Origin of the sequence: Flavobacterium sp. W21_SRS_FM6 (genome assembly GCF_052119645.1) — a bacterium.
Lineage (GTDB): Bacteria > Pseudomonadota > Gammaproteobacteria > Enterobacterales > Alteromonadaceae > Paraglaciecola.
Map to the genome: position 1 here is coordinate 26,384 of NZ_JBGQOM010000006.1, position 20,033 is coordinate 46,416.

Sequence of the window (20,033 nt, forward strand, 5' to 3'; positions counted from 1 at the left end):
ACATGTATTTTGTTGTCTCTATCGCTATTTTGGTCACTATGGTGCTTGCGTTGGTCCGGGCATTGATGGGGCCTAGTGTTTACGACCGAGTGTTGGCGGCCAATGTGTTTGGCACAAAGACAGTGTTACTCTTGTCGGTTATTGCATTTTTGTACGGGCGACCAGATTTCCTTGACCTTGCGCTGGCCTACGCCTTGGTGAATATGGTGGGGATACTTGCCGTTTTAGAGTATTTTCAAAATCGCGCCAAAAAAACGAGGGCAAAAGATGATTGATCTCGTGCTAGATATACTGAGTTGGATACTTCTAGTATTAGGTGGAATGTGCGTATTGATTGGCGGTATTGGTGGGCTGCGTTTACCTAACTTTTATACCAGAATCCATGCTGCCAGTTTGACTGATACCATGGGCACTATTTTAATTTTTGTAGGCATGATGCTGCAGGCTGGCTTATCGCTGGCTGCGTTAAAGTTGTTTGCCATCATGTTGTTTCTCTTACTTACCGGTCCAACTGCCACTTATGCGCTGGCAAATGCCGCGCTCTTATCTGGGCTTAAACCTGATGCAGGCTCTGCAAGCGATGACCCCAAGGAGAAAGAGTCACAATGATAATTATCTTTGCGGTTTTTCTGCTGTCTTTATTGGTTATTACTGCCGTTGCTATTGTACGTGCCAAAGATTTGTTTGTTGCGGTAATGCTAACCTCTATCTTTAGTTTGCTTATGGCGGCAAATTTTTTCATCTTAGATGCCGCAGATGTGGCCTTAACCGAAGCAGCAGTGGGTGCGGGTATCACTACCGTTATTTTCCTGTGCGCCTTGGCTTTAACTGACGATCGGGAAAAACCCCGAGAAGGCGGGCGTTGGATCACCTATGGCACTGTGGGAGTATTGGCCTTACTGATTATTTATGCCACCTTTGACAAACCAAGACTTGGCGACCCTGATGCACCAGTACATCAGCATGTAGCGCCTTGGTATATTGAAAAAACAGCTGAATATATTGATATTCCCAATGTGGTAACCGCAATTTTAGGTAGCTTTAGAGGCTACGATACTCTCGGCGAAGTTTTTGTGGTTTTTGCTGCTTGTATCGGCGTGTTATTTATTCTGGGGGTAAAACCGGCGCGAAAACCTCAGATAAAAGAACAGAGCCTTGGGCTGCGGCATCATTTGATTCCTCAAGTGGTTGGTCGGTTCCTGATCCCCTTTATTATTTTGTTTGGTCTCTACGTGCAATTTCATGGCGAATATGGCCCTGGAGGGGGGTTTCAAGCCGGTGCCATTGTAGCCACTGGTGTCATTCTTTATGCGCTTCTTGAAGGTGAAACCGCTGCCTTACTTGCAATTCCTCGCGGTGTACTGTTGGGCATGGTTGCTGGTGGAGCTTTGTTGTATGGCGGCGTCGGCGTCCTATGCATTATAAAGGGAGGCTCCTTCCTCGAGTATTCTGTGTTGGCCGCAGACCCTATATTTGGGCAACATATGGGCATTTTGTTTATTGAAGCAGGTGTAGGTATGGCTGTATGCGGCGCGCTGTTGTCGATTTACCATGCTTTTGCATCTCGGGAGAATTTTTCATGAAGCTGTTGGAGCTGCTGGGTTATTTCAATTATTGGGTTTTTGCCATCATTCTTACGGTGGGTTTGTACGCAGTCATTAGTAAATCAAATTTAATTAAGAAGTTGATTGGTTTGTCTATTTTTCAATCAGCGGTTTTTTTAATGTACATCACCATGGACAAAGTCGAAGGCGGTACTGCGCCAATTATCCAAGCTGGTGTAAAAGATCAGATATTTTCCAACCCCCTGCCTCAAGTTTTGATTCTGACTGCTATCGTTGTGGGGGTATCAACCTTAGCTTTAGGTTTAGCAATGGTGGTACGTATTAATGAGTGTTACGGCACCATAGAAGAAAACGAAATTTTGGACGCTGACTGAATACTATGGATTTATTAGCACATCTTCCTGCTTTGCAAGTGATCGTGCCGATGTTATCGGCTCCTCTAATCGTGTTGTTGCAGCCTCGAGGTTTAGCGTGGGCAGGGGCGACGGCATCAGCTTTAGTCAGTTTTGCCATTGCTGTCACTTTAACCTTGGCGGTTCTTGACGGACAAACTCTCGAATATGCAATGGGTGGCTGGCCCGCTCCGTTTGGTATTACGCTTGCTGTTGATGCGTTAACGGCTTTGATGTTGCTTATCGTGACAGGTGCGAGTGCAGTAGCTTTGTTAGCGGCTAAACCCAGTATTGATCAACAGATTGAACTTGAACGCCAACCGCTGTTTTATTCGGCTTGGCTACTCGCGCTATCTGGCTTGGTTGGTATAGTTGTCGCAGCTGACGCATTTAATATCTTCGTGTTCATGGAAATATCGTCACTGGCCAGTTATATATTGATTGCCGGTGGTCCTGACCGCCGCGCTCTGCCAGCAGTGTTCAAATATTTGATGATGGGTACGATCGGCGCCACCTTTTACTTAATTGGTGTAGGCCTAATTTACATGATGACCGGCACCCTAAACATGGCAGACATGGAAGTTCGCCTTGGTGATGTGACCGATATCAATCCTGTATTAGTTGCCGCTGGTTTTATCACTATTGGCTTAGCACTGAAAGCGGCTGTGTTTCCTCTGCATGTATGGGTACCCAATGCCTATACCCATGCCCCCCATATGGTAACGGTGTTTCTTGCAGCGTGTGCCACCAAAGTGGCCTTATACGTGCTGATTCGCTTTGATTACATGATATTTCAAGCGGCACTTGATGACCATCAAATCCAGTTTGCCTTGTTTGCCATGCCCTTGGCCATTTTAGGCATATTGGTGGCCTCCGCAGTGGCGATGTTCGAGGGGCACCTCAAACGGCTACTGGCGTCATCTTCCATCGCACAAATTGGCTACATTTTGCTTGGTGCAAGTTTTGTAAGCATAGCTGGTCTTAGCGCAAGTGCAGCTCACCTGTTCAACCATGCATTGGCCAAAGGTGGTTTGTTTCTCGCGGTTGCTTGTCTTGCCTATCAATATCGCGATTTACGTTTAAGTCAATTAGGTGGTGCTTCTACGAGAATGCCTTGGACCTGTGCTGCTTTTGTGGTGTGTGGTTTAAGCCTTATTGGTGTGCCAGGTACCGCAGGATTTATTAGTAAATGGCTACTCATTAATGCGGCTTTGGGAAGTGGCGCTTGGGGATGGGCCTTAGTGGCAATTATTCTGCTCAGCTCTTTGATGGCGGTGGTTTATGTCTGGCGTATTGTCGAAGCTTTGTACTTTCTGCCACCCAAAGAAGGCGAGGTTGCGGTTTCTGAGGCGCCCATGCAATTACTGATTATTACCGGCTTCGTCGCTGTGCTTAATATTTACTTCGGTTTGTTTCCGCAGGTGCCTTTAGATCTTGCAAATAGTGCGGCAGTTCTACTTGTGGAGGGCACAAAATGACACCAGAAACCGCTATTTTGGTGGCTATTATTGTGCCCTTGGTTGGCGCATTAGCCATTGCTCTTGCAGGGCGTTTCAGTGCTAATTTACGTGAAACCGCTACTGCTATTACGTCGATATCGTTAATATGGGTTGTGTGGGGTTTATTACCAACGCTAATGGACGGTGGTCGTCCGTCAATTGAAGTCAGTGAGATAATGCCCGGACTCAGTATTGCCTTCACCGTTGAGCCCCTTGGTATGTTGTTTGCTGCGCTGGCATCCGGACTTTGGTTGATTAACTCTATTTATTCTGTTGGCTATATGCGAGGCAATAAAGAGAAAAACCAAACACGGTTTTTTGCTTGTTTTGCATTGGCCCTATCCGCCACAATGGGTATTGCTTTTGCTGGTAATTTATTCACTTTATTTTTGTTTTACGAGCTCCTGACTTTATCAACATACCCGTTGGTTTCGCACAAAGGTGATGCCGCGACAGTGCGCTCAGCGAGAATTTATTTAGGGGTTCTACTGAGTACGTCTATTGGTTTATTCCTACCCGCTATTATCTGGACTTACAGCCTTGCTGGTACGGGCGACTTTACAGCTGGGGGGATCCTCGCTGGCAAACTCGATGATCCTGAAATAGGCTTACTCTTAGGCCTATTTGTATTCGGTATTGGTAAAGCAGCGGTCATGCCCGTGCATAAATGGCTGCCAGCAGCGATGGTGGCGCCTACCCCAGTAAGTGCCTTATTGCATGCCGTAGCGGTGGTTAAAGCGGGTGTGTTTGCCATCACTAAAATTATTGTTTACGTGTTTGGTATCGACTTTTTGTTTGATGCGCCGAGTTCTCAATGGCTTGTTTATGTTGCGGCGTTTACTATCGTTACTGCCAGCCTTGTGGCCTTACGCCAAACCAACATCAAACGCCTGTTGGCCTACTCTACTATTGCCCAACTATCCTATGTGGTTATGGCCGCCGCGATTCTTAAACCGTTGGCTGAAGTAGGTGCTTCACTCCACATGGTTGCTCATGCGTTTGGTAAAATTACACTGTTTTTTGCCGCTGGTGCAATATATGTTGCGTCGAAAAAAACTGAAGTTCACCAGCTAAGAGGCATTGGTCGACGAATGCCGTGGACCATGGCAGCCTTTACGATTGGCGCACTGAGTATGATAGGTGTGCCACCTACTGGGGGCTTTGTTTCAAAATGGTACATACTGGCTGGTGCTTTTGAGGCCAATAATCTTGTTGCTATATTTACCATTATTGCCAGTACTGTACTTAATGCAGCATACTTTTTACCCATTTTGTATATGGCTTGGTTTGAACGAGAGCCTGTTGGCGGTAAAGAGCACGGCGAAGCCCCATTTCTGGCTGTGTTAGCCTTGTGTATCACCGCTATATTAACACTCGCTTTTTTCTTGTTTAACGGCCCTGTTATTGAATTAGAAAGCCAAGTTGTAAAGGGGCTTAACTAATGAATACTGATGAAAAGCAATTACATTGGTTGGTTCGTCCTTCTACCATTCGCAAGCTTTGGATAGGATTCATTATTGTGCTTGCCTTAGTGGTTGCGGCGCAGACTGTGGTTTACATCAAAGGCTATTTTGGTTTCGATGCGTGGTTTGGTTTTGGTGCTGTTTACGGCTTTGTAAGTTGTTTAATTATGGTGTTAGTGGCTAAATTATTAGGTTTTGTATTGAAACGTCCTGAAAACTATTACGATCAGCCCTTTGCTGGGCCCGACGTGGAGACAAAAAACGATACAGTAAAGGAGGACGGTCATGGGGTTTGATGTTTTTCCACCTGCATTTGTCCTACTCATTGCTGCTGCCCTGATAGGTTTGGTCAGAGGGCACGCTAGAACCGCTGTTATTTTGATAGCGCCTTTACTTACATTGTGGGCGATTTGGCAAATTCCTGATGGTGTACAAAGCACGGTTAAGTTTTTATCGTATAATATTGAGCCTGTTGAAGGCAGTCCATTAAGACGGCTGTTTGCTACTGTATTTGCCATTATGGTTTTTGTCGGTGGATTGTATTCATTTCGAATAGCCAAATGGTATGAACTTGCTGCGGCCTTTGCATATGCCGCTGGTGCCATTGGGGTTTGCTTTGCTGGAGACCTGATTACCCTCTTTTTGTATTGGGAAATGATGGCTATATTTTCCACTATCGTGGTGTGGTGTGGCGGTACTCCTGGCGCTCGGGCCGCTGGAATACGTTACGCCATCATGCATCTTCTTGGTGGCGTGATATTAAAAGTTGGCATCGAAGGCGTTGTCGTAGGGACAGGCTCTATTCAAATTCAGGCCATGCTGGCAACCGACTTTAGTACGTGGATGATACTAATAGGTATTTTAATCAATGCGGCTGCTCCACCGGTATCGGCCTGGTTGTCTGATGCCTACCCTGAATCAAGCCCCACCGGTTCGGTGTTTTTATCCGCATTCACCACTAAGACGGCAGTCTTAGCGCTCATTTTGTTATTCCCAGGTGAACCGATATTAATTGGCCTTGGCTTATTTATGGTGATGTACGGCATCATCTACGCCCTTTTAGAAAATGATGTACGGAGAATTCTGGCTTACTCTATTGTTAACCAAGTCGGCTTTATGGTTGTTGCGGTGGGTATTGGTACTGAAATGGCGCTTAATGGCGCGGCAGCGCATGCCTTTGCCCATATTGTATACAAGGCCTTACTGTTTATGAGTGCGGGTGTAGTGATTTATCGCACCGGTAAAAACAAATGTATTGAGTTAGGTGGATTGTTTCGCACCATGCCAGTGACGGCTGTTTGCGGCATCATAGGCGCCTTAGCCATTTCGAGTTTTCCGCTGACTTCAGGATTCACCACCAAGAGTATGATTTCTCAGGCAGCCGTTGATGGCAATCTTATGTGGGTTTACATGGCACTTACTGCGGCATCTGCTGGCGTATTTTTACACGCAGGGATTAAGTTTCCGTGGTTTGTGTTTTTCCAGCGTGACTCAGGACTAAGACCTAAAGATGCGCCTTGGAATATGAGCCTTGCAATGATTCTGTTTGCCGGCTTATGTATTCTTTTGGGTGTCTTTCCTGAATTGCTATATGCCTTATTGCCTTATCCGGTTAATTATGAGCCTTACTCTATTGGTAAAGTGCTGTTCTATTTACAATTATTACTTTTTTCTGGCTTAGCATTCTTCGTATTGTTGCCTTTAATGAAACGTACCATGACAATCAGCTTGGATACCGACTGGTTATGGCGTCGTGTGGCTTTTTCACTGCTTAAGTTAGTTGAAAAGGTCTTGAACTTTATGGGCGAGTTACTGGCTCAGCAGCGTCATCGTTTGCAGCAGTTCATGCACCGGATGGCAGTGCGTTATTTGGGGCAACCTCATACGGCTGATAGTAAAGAACGTGGGATGTTTGCTCGTTCATGGCCTATCGGTACTACGGCCCTATGGATAGCTGGCTTACTCTCGGCCTATGTTCTGCTGTACTATTTTTAGTATTTGCAATGAGGGTTGGAGCTGGTATTAAGGATCACTAAACAAAGTCATAAATTAGGTTTTAAGTGATTTTTATCAACAAGATAACTACAAAGAATTAACGTAATTGTTTCTTTAGTCGTACTTTTATCTGCAACAAACCCTGATAGTAAAAAACAGCACAAATATTAACCAGTTCGACTCGACATTTTGCCCATCTTTATATATAGTGCGCGCCGTTTTGAACTGAGTTGTGTTGCACGGTAAATCCGGCATTTCAAGTGTACCTTAGTTTGTTTTAGTCTTTTTACTATCTGGAATTCCGTTTTGATATCTACCGCAAACATCACCATGCAGTTTGGCGCTGAGCCTTTATTTGAAAATATTTCAGCAAAATTTGGTAATGGCAATCGCTATGGCCTAATCGGAGCTAATGGCTGCGGTAAGTCTACCTTTATGAAAATCCTGACTGGGGACCTTGTGCCTTCATCAGGTAACGTCTCAATCACTCCTGGTCAAAAAGTTGGTAAGCTAAGCCAAGACCAATTCGCCTTTGAAAAATACTCCGTAGTTGATACGGTGATTATGGGTGATATGGAATTATGGAAGGTTAAGCAGCAGCGTGACGAAATTTACGCCAAACCTGAAATGAGCGATGAAGATGGCATGTTAGTAGGCGATTTAGAGTCTCAATATGCTGAAATGGACGGCTACACCGCAGAAGCGCGTGCGGGCGAAATATTATTAGAAGCAGGCATAGAAGAAAGCTTTCACTATGGCTTGATGTCGCAGGTTTCTCCCGGTTGGAAAGTTCGGGTGTTATTAGCGCAAGCCTTATTTGCAAACCCTGATATTTTGTTACTCGATGAGCCAACCAACAACTTAGATATTTACACCATCAACTGGTTGGCTGAAGTACTTAATCAGCGTAAATCCACCATGATTATCATTTCGCACGACAGGCACTTTTTAAATTCTGTGTGTACCCATATGGCAGATATCGACTACGGTGAATTGCGTATTTATCCGGGTAACTATGAAAAATTCCAAGAAGCGTCTTCGTTGATTCAAGAGCAGTTGTTGCGTGAAAACGCCAAGAAAAGCGATGAAATTGATGAGTTAAAAGCCTTCGTAGCGCGTTTTTCTGCCAATGCTTCAAAAGCAAAATTAGCCACTTCACGTGCTAAAAAAATGGACAAAATTCAACTAGATGAAGTGAAAAGTTCGAGCAGACGTACACCACGTCTTAGTTTTAAACAGCATCAAAAACTGCATCGTCAAGCCTTGATTTTAGAAGACATGAGTTTTGGTTTTGAACAAGAACCTTTGTTTAAAGGTGGCAATGTTTTGTTAGAAGCAGGTGCACGCTTAGCTATCATTGGCGAAAACGGCGTGGGTAAAACCAGCTTTTTGCGTTGCCTCATGAATGAATTGCAAGCTGAAGGTGTGGTTAAGTGGTCTGAAAATGCCGCTGTAGGATATTGTCCACAAGACAGTACAGCTGATTTTGATGGCGATCTCACATTGTTTGATTGGATGTCACAATGGCGTACCCCTAAACATAACGACTTAATGGTGCGTGGTTTGTTAGGCAGTTTATTATTTAGCGCTGATGACTTTAACAAAAAAGCCAAAGTATGTTCAGGTGGTGAGAAAAACCGTCTGTTGTTTGGTAAGTTAATGATGGCCGATTTAAACGTATTGGTCATGGATGAGCCCACCAACCACATGGATATGGAAGCCATCGAAGCCCTAAACAATGCCTTAAAGCAGTTTGATGGTACATTGATTTTTGTCAGCCATGACCGTGAATTTGTATCGTCGTTAGCCACTCGTGTAATTGAAATTAAAGATCAGAAGATCATTGATTTCCAAGGCACTTATGATGAATATCTATCTCATCAGGGTTTGCAAAAAGCCGTTGCCTAATACTTGCTTCTATCATCAATAAGCCGTCATTTGACGGCTTTTTTGTGAGCCTAATTAATTATGGCCACTGATTTAATTTGCGCCCAAACCTGCATACCTACGCACAGCTTGAGTTGGCTGAATGAACGTTGAGTAATCCGTGCCAACAGGCTGCAATTCTCTATTTGCAACTTTACTAATATCATGGCGTCATCTGGGTCGCTTTGTGTGGCAATGATGTTACAAGCGATGCGATTAGCTATGCTGCTATCTCGATGATCATCAAGAGCAATGCTCAAATCTTTGGCTAGTAGTCTGAGTCGTAAGGTTTGACCAATTTCTTCGCCACTATCTCGCAGCCATAAATAACTTTTTGGGCTATTAGTCAACTTCACTTGGAGCAGGTGCCACTGCGTATCACGGGCGAGCACCTCTGCGCTTAATACCACCGAGGCTTCTTCTGCTAAGCCTTGCAGTTGAGATATATGCGGCAATACTTGCCCAACTGGGCCTTGCATCGCTACTTTGCCGTGCTCAAGTACTACCACATAGTCGGCCAACCGAGCCACTTCATTGATGTCATGGCTGACATAAATAATTGGCACGTGAGTCGCGGTTTTTAGTGTTTCTAAGTAAGGCAGTATTTCTTGCTTGCGGGCTGTATCTAGAGAAGCCAGTGGTTCATCCATCAATATGAGTTTTGGCTGTATGATAAGACTACGTGCCAAGGCTACTCGTTGTTTTTCACCCCCTGATAATTGATCCGGAAATTGCCTCAGTAAGGGCCTTAAACCCATTAAGGTGATGATTGCAGTTAGATTCTCAGTTGCCAGTTTTGAGGCGCGTTTAACGGCATAATGGAGATTAGCTTGAACGGTTAAATGGGGTAACAGGCTGGCTTCTTGGAACACATAAGCGAGTTGGCGTTGATGGGTCGCAATAAACGCATCAGCGTGTTGCCACACTTCACCATTAACCGTTAATTCACCCTGTTGGCTATATTCTAAACCGGCAATACAGCGCAAAAGGGTGGTTTTACCTGAGCCTGAGTGGCCAAACAACGCAATAATGCCTGAGCCTGGCAGTGCCATATCTACATCAAGCGCAAAGCCCTGTGCGTTGCCGTTGTAAAAGTCGACAGTAAAGCGGGCGTTGATAGCGGCGTGTGTCATGTTGTACTCGTAAGCTATTTGGTTGGTATAGGGTTCTAATGATTATTGTCACCAAAGAGGCATATCATTCAACTCATTAGCCTCAATTGCAACATTCACTGTCGGATAATTGAAAATATCATGCTAGAAGGTTACGGTATATTAAACCGTGATTAACCGTGGTTAGTAGATTTTACATAACCTTAGAAGAGAGCTCATGCCCAATTCAATCGACCCAAGAGTACTATTTGCAGCAGAACGCACCATATTGGCGTGGAACAGAACCAGCATTGCCCTCATTGCATTTGGATTTATTGTCGAACGCTCGGGTTTGTTGTTAATACTGCTCATGCCAGAGCGCATGGGCTCATTGTCGCTGCACTTTACCTTGTGGACGGGTCTAGGTTTTATCTTATTAGGCGTAATCAGTGCACTCTATTCATCTAAACAATATGCCGGTGTACTCAGAGTGTTAGACCCATCAGACATCCCTCAAGGTTACAACCCTAAGTGGGCCATGTTGGTTAATGCGGTGGTGGCCTTTTTAGGTACCTTGCTGATTGTGGCTTTGTATATTGGCCATCGTTAGTTTTACAAGCCAAATCGCATATTGGCACCGGCCTTTTTGTACTGCGAATAATATAAAAACAGCAACACCATAAACGAAAAGAGCAACATACTGCCAGCTAACCAATGAGCTTGCTGATATTGCAAAGCCTCGACGTGATCGTAAATTTGAATAGAGACGACCCGAGTTTGACCGGGAATATTGCCACCTATCATCAAAATCACGCCAAACTCACCGATGGTATGGGCAAAGCCCAGAACCGATGCGCTAATAAAACCAGGTTTACTCAGTGGTAACACAACCGTAAAAAAACGGTCTAAGGGGCTGGCGCCAAGGGTTGCAGCAACTTCGAGAGGGCGTTGACCAATGGCCTGCATGGCGTTTTGAATAGGCTGTACAACAAAGGGTAGGGAATAACACATTGAAGCTATCACTAAGCCCCAAAATGTAAAAGGCAATAACCCTATGCCTAATTGTTGAGTAAGTTGGCCCAGCCAGCCGTTTGGGCCCATTGATAGCAGGAGATAAAAGCCTAATACGGTGGGTGGTAAAATTAAGGGCAGGGCAACTATCGCCGAAACAAAACCGCGAAATTTAGAACGACTAGTAGCCAACCACCACGCCAACGGCGTACTAATCAGTAGCAACAAAATAGTAACGGTGGTGGCTAACTTTAAAGTTAAGCCAATGGCTTGCCAGTCATCATTTGACAAGCCAATCATGACGCTGGGCCTTGCTGATAGCCAAAGTCACGCAAAATCGATAGTGCTTCAGGGCTTTGTAAAAAACGCATAAAATGTGACGCCCCTTTTTTATTGTTGCTACGAGCGAGTACAACGCCATCTTGTTTAATCGGGCGGTGTAATGCGCTAGGTACAATCCATGCTGAGCCATTGCTCAACTTTCCTTGATACTTAATCTGCGATAAGGCCACAAATCCGATATCCGCATTTTTGGTAGCAACAAATTGGTAAGTTTGGCTAATGTTTTCGCCTTGTACCCAGTGACTTCGACTTGCATCAAGTAAGCCCAAACTTTCTAAGGTATCGAGAGTTGCTAAGCCATATGGCGCGAGATTGGGGTTGGCAAGTGCTAACTTATTGTACTGCCCACTGAACAAAATATTGGCGTTTGCATCAATTGCATCGGCAGACGCCGACCATAGTGCGAGTGCACCGTAAGCATACGTTAAGCGGCTATTGGGCTCAGTAAGTTGCTGGTCGATTAACGTTTGTGGTTTATGTTGGTCGGCAGACAAAAAGATATCAAAAGGTGCACCGTTGACGATTTGTGCATACAGTTTACCCGACGATCCATAAGACACGCGAAGCTCGATATCATTTGTTTGCTTGTAGGCATCCACTAATTGCTGCATCGCCAAATTAAAGTTAGAGGCCACCGCAATTGTCAATGACTCCGCTTTAATAGAGTTGATAAAACAGAGCGTGAATAACACAGCGAGGTAACGCATTTGTAAGGGTTTAATTACCATGAATGTCTTTTATAAATTTAACAATTGCTGGCCAAATGACTAACAAAACTCTATATATAATCAATCACATAGGGGTTTAATGCTACTTTTTATTGAGCATTTTAGCATGGCGATTAAGTACCTATCCTAGCCACTTGCTATGATACGCGTGTTTACGTGTATGTGAATATTTAACTAAGGAAAGAAGATGCAACACCACGACGCTTGCCCCTTAAACGATTTTATCGAGTATGAACCTAAGATCATGCTTGAGCGTTCAGCGCAATTTTATGAACAAATTAAACGTCGGCACAGTATTCGCCAGTTCAGTAGCCGTAGCGTTGATCAACAAATTATCGAAAATTGTATTAAGGCAGCAGGCACTGCGCCAAATGGTGCAAACCATCAACCTTGGCATTTTGTGGCAATTAGTTCGCCTGACGTCAAACAACAAATTCGCCAGCAAGCAGAAATCCATGAACAGGGTTTTTATGCTGGGCGTGCCAACGAGGAATGGCTCGATGCTTTAGCGCCACTTGGAACCGATGCCGATAAACCTTTTTTAGAGCATGCACCTTGGCTGATTGCAATTTTTAGCCAAAAAAACAGCGTTGAAGAAAATGGCCATAAACAAAGTAATTATTACGTGCACGAATCTGTTGGGATTGCGTCGGGCTTTTTAATTAATGCTTTGCATCATTCGGGTTTAGTGACCTTGACCCATACACCCAAACCCATGAGTTTTTTATCCAAAATTTGCCAGCGTCCTGATAACGAACGAGCGTTTATGTTGTTGGTGGTCGGTTATCCCGCTGACAACGCAACGGTTCCCACCCATGCTCTAAATAAAAAGCCGCTTACAGAAATTCTCAGCGTATTATAGGATTAGTGATTTGCTTGAATTAAATCAGGGTAGACCAACTGATATTTTTGTACGAGCTGCTGGTACGCTTCGCTAACACTAAACTGTGTAAACGCGGTATCAAACTCAGCCATAAGTGCTGCATCTTTGAAGGCTGCCGAGTAACGAGTTGTCGGGAAAAAGCTTTGTACATTAACATTTTCCATTTGACTGCTTCCTCTTATAGCTTGACTAAAGTAGTTAAAAATATTGATGTCCATTACCACCACATCAACACTGCCAATGAGTAACATCTCAACCTGACGGCGTTGGTCGGGCAGTTCGATATAAAGTAGGTTTGACTCAACCGCATTGGCAAAACTACTGCCTAATATTTTGCTAGCATTTTGAAACGCAATCACACTTAAGGCTTTCAAATCGCTCAATTTGTCGAATTTAATGTTGGCGTTTTTTAAACTAATGGCCACATTTTGATATACCACATAGGGTTGGCTGAGGCTATTTGGGGGAACACCTGCCTTAACAGTAAGCGTTAAGCCGATGTCTGCGTTTTCATGTAAAAAGGTTTCGTAAGTGCGACCATAAGGCACATACAAAACGGTTATTGAGTGCTCAAGTTTGGCTAACACTTGGCGCATTAGCTCTATTTCAAAGCCCGCGTTTTCACTGGCGATAACATACGGTGGTTTTTCCCAACCTGCTACCAGCACCAGTTCTTTAGCTTGGCTATGAAATGAAAGGCCAACCACTAAGTAGCCCAATATTAAGAGGGACTCTTTAAATTTAAAATCTGCCCACGGCACCATGATAATTAGGATTCTTCCTTAGACATTAATGCCAATAACTGGCCTGCGGTCACTGTTGTACTTTCTGTCTCGCTCATCCGAAATTTATCCCTTTGTTGCACCCTTAGCAAATGAAATTGGCGCTATTGAATCTTAAAGGCTTGCCATTTTTTATACGTTAAGGAGCGCCATAACCATTCCAAAGGGCCAAAGTGATAAGACCTTAACCACCAACGAGATAAGGGAATTTGTACAACAATGATGGCGATGACAATCAGCATTTGGGGCGCTCTATCCACCTCACCATATAAGCCGCCAGCATAACCATAAAAAAGGCTTGTTAAAATGAGTGAATGCATCAAGTAGTTGGTTAACGCCATACGACCGAGGGGCGCTACATGTGACAAAATCTGATGCCAGCGTTCTACAAGCAATAGGCTCATGATCAAACCCAAATAACCTGCAGTCATAAATAGTTGACCTACAGCAAACAAAAAGCCTCCGACCAATTCAAATAAACCTAATTGTTCAGAGGCGGGATGTGAAGAAATTATTAAGCCCGCTACCGTGGTGAATAAACCCACGCCAAGACCAATGCGTCGCAGGCCAATGAACAAAAGCCTGTGTTGCTGGTAATTGGCCATGATGCCGGCAGATATTAGCCAATAGCCCAAAATAAAAAGGGGTAACAACATGCCAAAGGTAAATGCGGGTGTTAGCAAGAGGTGTTCGATGGCTTTTTCAGCGCGATATTCTGTTACCTGCCAATAGTCACCTTGTTTTAAGGTGGTTTGTTCTTTTTCTACTGCTTGTCTATTTTCTTCATAGAAATCAACAATCTCTTGCGCTTTTTGTGCGGGGGTTAAATCAGCTGCTGAGTCGACGCCAGATAGCGCTTGCTGGGTCGATTCGTTTGTTTCACTAGCTTGGGTATCGCTATCTTGTTCATCGATAGGTGTAGACGCTATTGAGCCAAAATCCTCAGGCTCATTATCAGTTGCGAAGTGCTCAGTTTGTTCCACTGCGTTAGCGAGTAGAGTTTGCTCTTCTAATTGTTCAACTAAGGTTTTTACATGCTGACTTTCTTGCCATTGGCTGCGAAGCGACTCTTTATCGTGACTAACACTAAAACCAATGCCCACAAACATCCCGATGAGCATTGGCGCGAGTAGCCACCATAAGCCCAGCTTTAAAAATGTGTTTGGATGGTTATATTTTTGCAGGCGCTTAGCACGAAATAAATAAACTAACAGCAGTAACATTAAACCTGCAAACGCATAGTCATGCAGAATATCGCCTTCCCATAAAAACACTAAGTGCAGTAACCCTATGATAAATAGCACTATCATGCGACGAACAAACCAAGCACCAAAAGGTCTGCTTTTTTCAATAGCATTATTGAGCATAACCGCAAAGCCCATACCAAACAGCAAGGCAAATAATTTATAAAATTTGCCTTCAACAAAACACCTTATCAACCACCCCACAGCATGGTCTATACCACTCAATGCACTGTTAAATGAACCGAGTTCGCTTATCGGTCGGTTAAACCACTCAATATTCATCATTAATATGCCAATAAGGGCAAACCCTCGCAGTATGTCCATGGCATCGATGCGCTTTACCGCACTTATTGGCTCAAGCTCTATAATTGGTGTATCAGTGGCATGTGGCTGCGCAATGATCTCTGGAGCTGGCGTCATTTTTCATCCTTGCATGGGCGTGTTCACTGTTTGGTATAAAGCAGGTTATGCTGATTGAAGAAAAAAGTCAGGGCTTTGCCGCAAATAGTTTCTGATTGACCTTTTAATAAGCATGGGCTTAGATACTGGCTCACAACACAACAAGTAAAATTAACTATGAAAATTAGCATCGAAATGGACATTAATGCCTCATTGGCGCAAATATGGTCGGCATGGACCACGCCAACACACATTACGCAATGGAATTTTGCCTCAGAAGATTGGTGCTGTCCCAGAGCACAAATTGACCTACAAGTAGGACAAACGTTTAACTACCGTATGGAAGCAAAAGACGGCAGTATGGGTTTTGACTTTGAAGGTGAATTTACAGAGATTAAGATCCAGCAGGGTATTGTTTTTAAACTAGAAGATGAGCGCGAAGTCAGCATTGAATTTAGGCCAACAGCACATGGGGTAAAAGTTGTTGAGACCTTTGAAGCGGAAAGCGCAAATACTGCTGAGTTGCAACGACAGGGATGGTTAAATATTTTATCAAATTTTAAGAAACATGTTGAAAGCTTGAGTAATTAAGGCTTGAGCGACACACAAAATTAACGTTGAGGGGTCTCGCTCCTGCGGATGTCAAACATTAAAAATGGAGATTTACATGAAAAGTTGGCTGTTTGCTTTGCTGTTTTTTGTTTTTTCAATGTCAGTCGTCGCTGAAGATGAGCGTAAATTTGATCTCAAACAGTTTGCCCAAGTCTACTTCTCGACCATGGTTTCTACACAAGCTCCTAATGCTACCGAGAAAGAACTTGAGGCGTATTTGGCTTTATTAACCGATGATGTGGGGCATGCTCATTTACCCTACGTAACCGACGATTCACGCAGTCCTGATGGTAAACAAGCCATGCGCAACGGCATGACGTTTTATTTGGGCGCCCACACTGAGTATCAGGCCGAGTTATTAGATGTGTTCATCTTTAATGATTCTGCGGTCGCGATTCGCTACAAAAACAGTGCGAAAGGGTTTCATCCTCAACTGAAAAAAGCGTTTTCATTTACTCAGACCATGATGGAAGTATTGGAAATAGAAAACGGCAAAGTAGCTGTTATTCGTAAATACCATGAATAATTAACCTCACACTGGCTGCATTTTTTTAATCAAAGGCTCTTAGCCTGCTTAGGTTATTGTGTAACTTCATATTGTTGCGCTTGATCTAATTGTCATCAATTGTCTTATAAAATACGCAAACTAATATGTAGGTGTTTCACTGGCCGATTGCTCATTTAGCGTGGTTTTTGCAAATATTGGTCTGCTAATTTGCCAAATAGCCAATGCTGGTCAACTATCTAAGGAGGGTAAACAAGAGTTAACAACTGGCTGTTTATCAATAAAGCAGTCAAGAAAAGCAGTTGAGAACGTATGCAGACAATCAAAGCGCTCATTAATCGATACAGACTTCATAATCCCCAATATGATGATTTACTTAAACAGTTTGTAGAGTCGGTTGCGACCTTATATAGCATGCCTTGTGCCTTTTTAGCGATAGCTGAAAACGATCATTTTTGGTACAAAGCAAAAGCGGGAGTAACAATAGACAGAATCGACTTAGCGAATTCATTTAGCCACCAAGTCGTAACAAGTAATCAATCGCTACTTATCGAAGATACCCTCAATAAACCTGAGCACCAAAACAATCATTATGTGGTAAACCCTCCCCATATTCGTTTTTACGCCGCTGTTCCATTTCGACTCAACGGAGTCGCAGTAGGAAGCTTTGGCTTGTTTGATGACGCACCTCGTAAGGGTTTTCAAAAAGAACTCATATTGTTAGAAAACCTAAGTCAGCATTTAAGTGAATGTGTTGAGCTAATTTCTAATAATTTGCGCACCAGTGAAGAACACCAATTGCTGAATAACTCACCTGCTGCGCTGATACACTGGCAAGTGCGGCCCCGATTAAGTACGACTTTTTTGTCTAATAACGTGGGTACGTTGCTGGGCATAGCGTATCCGGAAGACCTTGGGGCTTTTAAATTAGACGAACACATCAAAGAAAACGACCTCGACGCTTTTTTGTTTTCAATAAAAAATCATCAACAAGGGGCGCTTAATTGTGAATGCGATATTCGAATAAATCGAAGTTCAGGCCAAGCCCATTGGTTTAAAATGATTTCTCGAGGTGTATTCGAAAATAAAACTCTGGTGGCGATTCAAGGTTTACTCATTAATAACGCCGAACAAAAATACCTCGAAAAACGAATTTTAAACACTAATGAACGCATGAGTTTGTTGTTAGAGGCATCCGGATTGGGCACCTCAGATTGGGACATTCAAAATGATAACCTCAGGGTAAACAATCGCTGGTGCGATATTTTGGGTTTGCATCCCGACAGTGTGGATTCCAGTGTGCTATTTTGGAACCAATTGGTCCATCCGGCAGATAAGCGCAGATTGAGTGAGATAGTGCAGGATAACTTACGTGGTCATTCTGAGTTTATGAGTTTTGAATATCGCATTAAACATGCAAGGGGTCATTGGCTTTGGGTAGAAACCTACGGAAAAGTAGTAACCCGAGATGAAAATGGTAAGCCACTGCGCATGGCGGCCACACACCGAGATATTACCGAAAAGAAAACGGCAGAATTACAAACTGAGCGTCAACGACGCTTATTCAGCTTTATCAATCACGCGCAAAATTTGTTTGTTGCTCAGCGCGATATACAGCAAGCTTGTGAAAAGATTTTTCCTGAGTTACTTGAGCTTGCTGACAGTGACTATGGCTTTATTGGTCGAGTGCTTGAAGAAGATGGAGCGCCTTGTTTACATATTCATGCCATCTCTGATATCAGTTGGAGTAGCGACTCCGCCAAAGAGTACGCGCGTTTCAAAGAAGGCAATTTGCGTTTTACAAATTTAAAGAATCTGTTTGGTCATGTTGTCACATCACAAGCCCCAGTGATTGCCAATCAGCCGTCTAAACATCGTTCCTCGGTGGGCACACCTAATGGCCACCCACTTTTAAAACGATTTCTGGGCTTGCCTATTTCCCGTGATGGGCAAACAGTAGGAATGATTGGTTTAGCAAATAAATTAGAAGACTATACCCAAGCTGACGTAGATTTTTTGTCACCATTGACCAACACTTTGGCGTATTTGTTTAAGGCTGTTGATGTTGAACAAGCTCGTTACGATGCTGAAAAGCGCCTAGAGTACTTAGCGGCCACAGATCCTCTGACTAGTTTGATGAATCGTAGGGCGTATTTCGCCCAAATTGATAATATTAGTCATTCACGTAATACAGAAATATGTATAGCAATCTTTGATGTGGATAATTTTAAACATTTAAATGATACCTATGGGCACCCTGTAGGTGATATTTGTTTAGTTGAAATTTCTAACGCTATTAGGCAGCTTGTTCGCGAATCAGATGTAATAGCTCGCTTAGGTGGTGAGGAATTTGGTTTGTATATCGACAGCCAGAATCAACAATTTTGTCAAACCCTGCTCGATGAGCTTCGAGAAAGCATTAAAAAGGTCGTTATTGAAACGGATAAAGGCCCATTAACAGGAATATCTATCAGTATTGGCGCAACCATGGTACCAAGTTTAGCCAATGAATATGGCGTGCCGCACATTGAAGAGCATATGAAAAATGCCGATGACGCCCTGTATATTGCCAAGAGTGAGGGAAAGGATTGTGTGCGCTGGTTTGTCACTAGCCAAACTACTGAAAATGCTCATCCTAACAAGAAAAGCATGAAATAAATGAGCCCCTAATCCATAGTGCGGATTAATTCATCTTAAAAAAATCGCGAGTACGTCAGCATGACCCTGATGCTGCTGTCTGTGTCGGTCAATGGACTGTCGGCGATGGCATCGTCGTACCAAATATTCTCAACTGAAAATCGCGTCATTCCGTTAAAAAAGACGGGGGTCATGACCGATACACCAATCGTTTTATTCAGGGCACTTTTGCCAGTGTACTGCGCACGGGTGCTGGTGGCTTCACTGGCCTGAACGCCATAGTAATAATCAACATAATGACTGTCTTGATAACCTAGGCTGACTGAAGGCTCGATAAACACTGGGCCGTGACGATACACTTTGCTCATGCTAAACCCCATTTCATAACCGTCTGAACGATTAAGTACATCGTGGGCGCCATTTACTTCAAACTTGAGATCGCCGAACTGGTAACTCGCCCCTAAACCCAATGCCAACGAAAAGTCTCGGTCTTGCATACCAATAAATACATCGCTATCGGACTCATCATAACCTTCAAACACTGGCACAAGGCGGGCCGAGAATTCGAAACCTGCTTGACGGTAAAAATGATAATTCACAAAGGGGCCAAATACCGTCAAATTTTCGCTTCGATAACCAATTAAAGGTAGGGGCAAAACACGGGTGTCAAAGCCTTTATACACACCTTGGTCAAGAGCAACTCCTAGACCATACAACCAGCCGTGCTGTTCAACTTGACGGCGATTCTCACCTTCACTTTCTTGCGCCAAAACACCGCCACTCAATAATACATGTGTGAATAATACAGCGCCTAATTGCTTGTATGTCATGTTTGCTTCCTTGGTTTTTATTGGGCAGCGAATAATATGACAAAAAAATTGCCTGACTCAATCGCGACTCAGTACATTGAACTGCTAATTAACATTACCCCAAGGGATAGTAGTTAGATCATTGTTCGG

At 43.7% G+C, this 20,033-nt stretch carries 20 protein-coding genes; 14 read left to right on the forward strand and 6 right to left on the reverse strand.

What is annotated here, in order from left to right; all coding sequences use genetic code 11:
- The first annotated feature begins 2 nt into the window (after positions 1 to 2).
- The 9 genes from ACEN2L_RS11360 (at position 3) to ACEN2L_RS11400 (ending at position 8,822) form a co-directional block, all read left to right on the forward strand.
- A complete protein-coding gene (locus ACEN2L_RS11360; RefSeq protein WP_441743823.1) occupies positions 3 to 275 on the forward strand; it encodes a monovalent cation/H+ antiporter complex subunit F in 273 nt (90 codons plus the stop codon).
- The gene (mnhG, locus tag ACEN2L_RS11365) at positions 268 to 609 is read left to right on the forward strand and encodes a monovalent cation/H(+) antiporter subunit G (protein ID WP_306021147.1); all 342 of its coding nucleotides are present in this window, start codon (positions 268 to 270) and stop codon (positions 607 to 609) included. The genes ACEN2L_RS11360 and mnhG overlap by 8 nt, the downstream gene beginning before the upstream one ends.
- Positions 606 to 1,583, forward strand: a complete 978-nt coding sequence (locus ACEN2L_RS11370; RefSeq protein ID WP_306021146.1) for a DUF4040 domain-containing protein — start codon at positions 606 to 608, stop codon at positions 1,581 to 1,583. Before mnhG ends, ACEN2L_RS11370 begins: the two co-directional genes overlap by 4 nt.
- Entirely contained in the window at positions 1,580 to 1,939 is a 360-nt protein-coding gene (locus ACEN2L_RS11375; protein ID WP_306021145.1) for a cation:proton antiporter subunit C, read from the forward strand. The genes ACEN2L_RS11370 and ACEN2L_RS11375 overlap by 4 nt, the downstream gene beginning before the upstream one ends.
- A gap of 5 nt (positions 1,940 to 1,944) precedes the next feature.
- Complete coding sequence (locus ACEN2L_RS11380; protein WP_441743826.1) at positions 1,945 to 3,435, forward strand: monovalent cation/H+ antiporter subunit D family protein; 1,491 nt, start codon at positions 1,945 to 1,947, stop codon at positions 3,433 to 3,435.
- Complete coding sequence (locus ACEN2L_RS11385) at positions 3,432 to 4,898, forward strand: monovalent cation/H+ antiporter subunit D family protein (RefSeq protein WP_441743828.1); 1,467 nt, start codon at positions 3,432 to 3,434, stop codon at positions 4,896 to 4,898. The genes ACEN2L_RS11380 and ACEN2L_RS11385 overlap by 4 nt, the downstream gene beginning before the upstream one ends.
- On the forward strand, positions 4,898 to 5,215 hold the full coding sequence (locus ACEN2L_RS11390) for a hypothetical protein (RefSeq protein ID WP_441743830.1): 318 nt from the start codon (positions 4,898 to 4,900) through the stop codon (positions 5,213 to 5,215). Before ACEN2L_RS11385 ends, ACEN2L_RS11390 begins: the two co-directional genes overlap by 1 nt.
- Positions 5,205 to 6,914, forward strand: a complete 1,710-nt coding sequence (locus tag ACEN2L_RS11395; protein WP_441743832.1) for a Na(+)/H(+) antiporter subunit D — start codon at positions 5,205 to 5,207, stop codon at positions 6,912 to 6,914. The genes ACEN2L_RS11390 and ACEN2L_RS11395 overlap by 11 nt, the downstream gene beginning before the upstream one ends.
- Positions 6,915 to 7,220: 306 nt before the next feature.
- Positions 7,221 to 8,822 (forward strand): ABC-F family ATPase, encoded by a 1,602-nt coding sequence (locus ACEN2L_RS11400; protein ID WP_306021140.1) that lies wholly within the window; start codon positions 7,221 to 7,223, stop codon positions 8,820 to 8,822.
- A gap of 50 nt (positions 8,823 to 8,872) precedes the next feature.
- Here ACEN2L_RS11400 and modC read toward each other — a convergent pair whose 3' ends face one another.
- A complete protein-coding gene (modC, locus tag ACEN2L_RS11405; RefSeq protein ID WP_441743833.1) occupies positions 8,873 to 9,973 on the reverse strand; it encodes a molybdenum ABC transporter ATP-binding protein in 1,101 nt (366 codons plus the stop codon).
- Positions 9,974 to 10,169: 196 nt separating this feature from the next.
- On the opposite strand from modC, the gene ACEN2L_RS11410 reads away from it, so the two are divergent.
- Positions 10,170 to 10,541 (forward strand): YidH family protein, encoded by a 372-nt coding sequence (locus ACEN2L_RS11410; RefSeq protein WP_306021138.1) that lies wholly within the window; start codon positions 10,170 to 10,172, stop codon positions 10,539 to 10,541.
- A 2-nt stretch (positions 10,542 to 10,543) separates the two neighbouring features.
- On the opposite strand, the gene modB is transcribed toward ACEN2L_RS11410, so the two are convergent.
- Together modB and modA are read right to left on the reverse strand one after the other, a co-directional pair.
- Entirely contained in the window at positions 10,544 to 11,242 is a 699-nt protein-coding gene (gene modB / locus ACEN2L_RS11415) for a molybdate ABC transporter permease subunit (protein WP_441743835.1), read from the reverse strand.
- On the reverse strand, positions 11,239 to 12,012 hold the full coding sequence (gene modA / locus ACEN2L_RS11420; RefSeq protein WP_441743837.1) for a molybdate ABC transporter substrate-binding protein: 774 nt from the start codon (positions 12,010 to 12,012) through the stop codon (positions 11,239 to 11,241). Before modA ends, modB begins: the two co-directional genes overlap by 4 nt.
- A gap of 187 nt (positions 12,013 to 12,199) precedes the next feature.
- Between modA and ACEN2L_RS11425 the strand changes: the two genes are divergently transcribed.
- Positions 12,200 to 12,874: a nitroreductase family protein gene (locus ACEN2L_RS11425; RefSeq protein WP_306021136.1), complete on the forward strand. Its 675-nt coding sequence runs from the start codon at positions 12,200 to 12,202 to the stop codon at positions 12,872 to 12,874.
- Between the two features lie 2 nt (positions 12,875 to 12,876).
- Here ACEN2L_RS11425 and ACEN2L_RS11430 read toward each other — a convergent pair whose 3' ends face one another.
- A complete protein-coding gene (locus tag ACEN2L_RS11430; protein ID WP_306021135.1) occupies positions 12,877 to 13,659 on the reverse strand; it encodes a substrate-binding periplasmic protein in 783 nt (260 codons plus the stop codon).
- A gap of 122 nt (positions 13,660 to 13,781) precedes the next feature.
- Positions 13,782 to 15,341 carry a DUF418 domain-containing protein gene (locus tag ACEN2L_RS11435; protein ID WP_441743840.1) on the reverse strand — a complete coding sequence of 520 codons (1,560 nt, stop codon included), beginning with the start codon at positions 15,339 to 15,341 and terminating at the stop codon, positions 13,782 to 13,784.
- Positions 15,342 to 15,497: 156 nt separating this feature from the next.
- Between ACEN2L_RS11435 and ACEN2L_RS11440 the strand changes: the two genes are divergently transcribed.
- From ACEN2L_RS11440 to ACEN2L_RS11450, 3 genes are all read left to right on the forward strand, one after another.
- Positions 15,498 to 15,911, forward strand: coding sequence for an SRPBCC family protein (locus ACEN2L_RS11440; protein WP_441743842.1), 414 nt, complete (start codon positions 15,498 to 15,500; stop codon positions 15,909 to 15,911).
- A gap of 76 nt (positions 15,912 to 15,987) precedes the next feature.
- Positions 15,988 to 16,458, forward strand: a complete 471-nt coding sequence (locus ACEN2L_RS11445) for a hypothetical protein (protein WP_441743843.1) — start codon at positions 15,988 to 15,990, stop codon at positions 16,456 to 16,458.
- A 291-nt stretch (positions 16,459 to 16,749) separates the two neighbouring features.
- Positions 16,750 to 19,095, forward strand: coding sequence for a sensor domain-containing diguanylate cyclase (locus ACEN2L_RS11450; protein WP_441743845.1), 2,346 nt, complete (start codon positions 16,750 to 16,752; stop codon positions 19,093 to 19,095).
- 35 nt (positions 19,096 to 19,130) lie between these two features.
- Here the strand turns inward: ACEN2L_RS11450 and ACEN2L_RS11455 are convergent, their stop codons facing one another.
- Positions 19,131 to 19,904 (reverse strand): MipA/OmpV family protein, encoded by a 774-nt coding sequence (locus ACEN2L_RS11455; RefSeq protein WP_441743847.1) that lies wholly within the window; start codon positions 19,902 to 19,904, stop codon positions 19,131 to 19,133.
- Between the last annotated feature and the right edge of the window lie 129 nt (positions 19,905 to 20,033).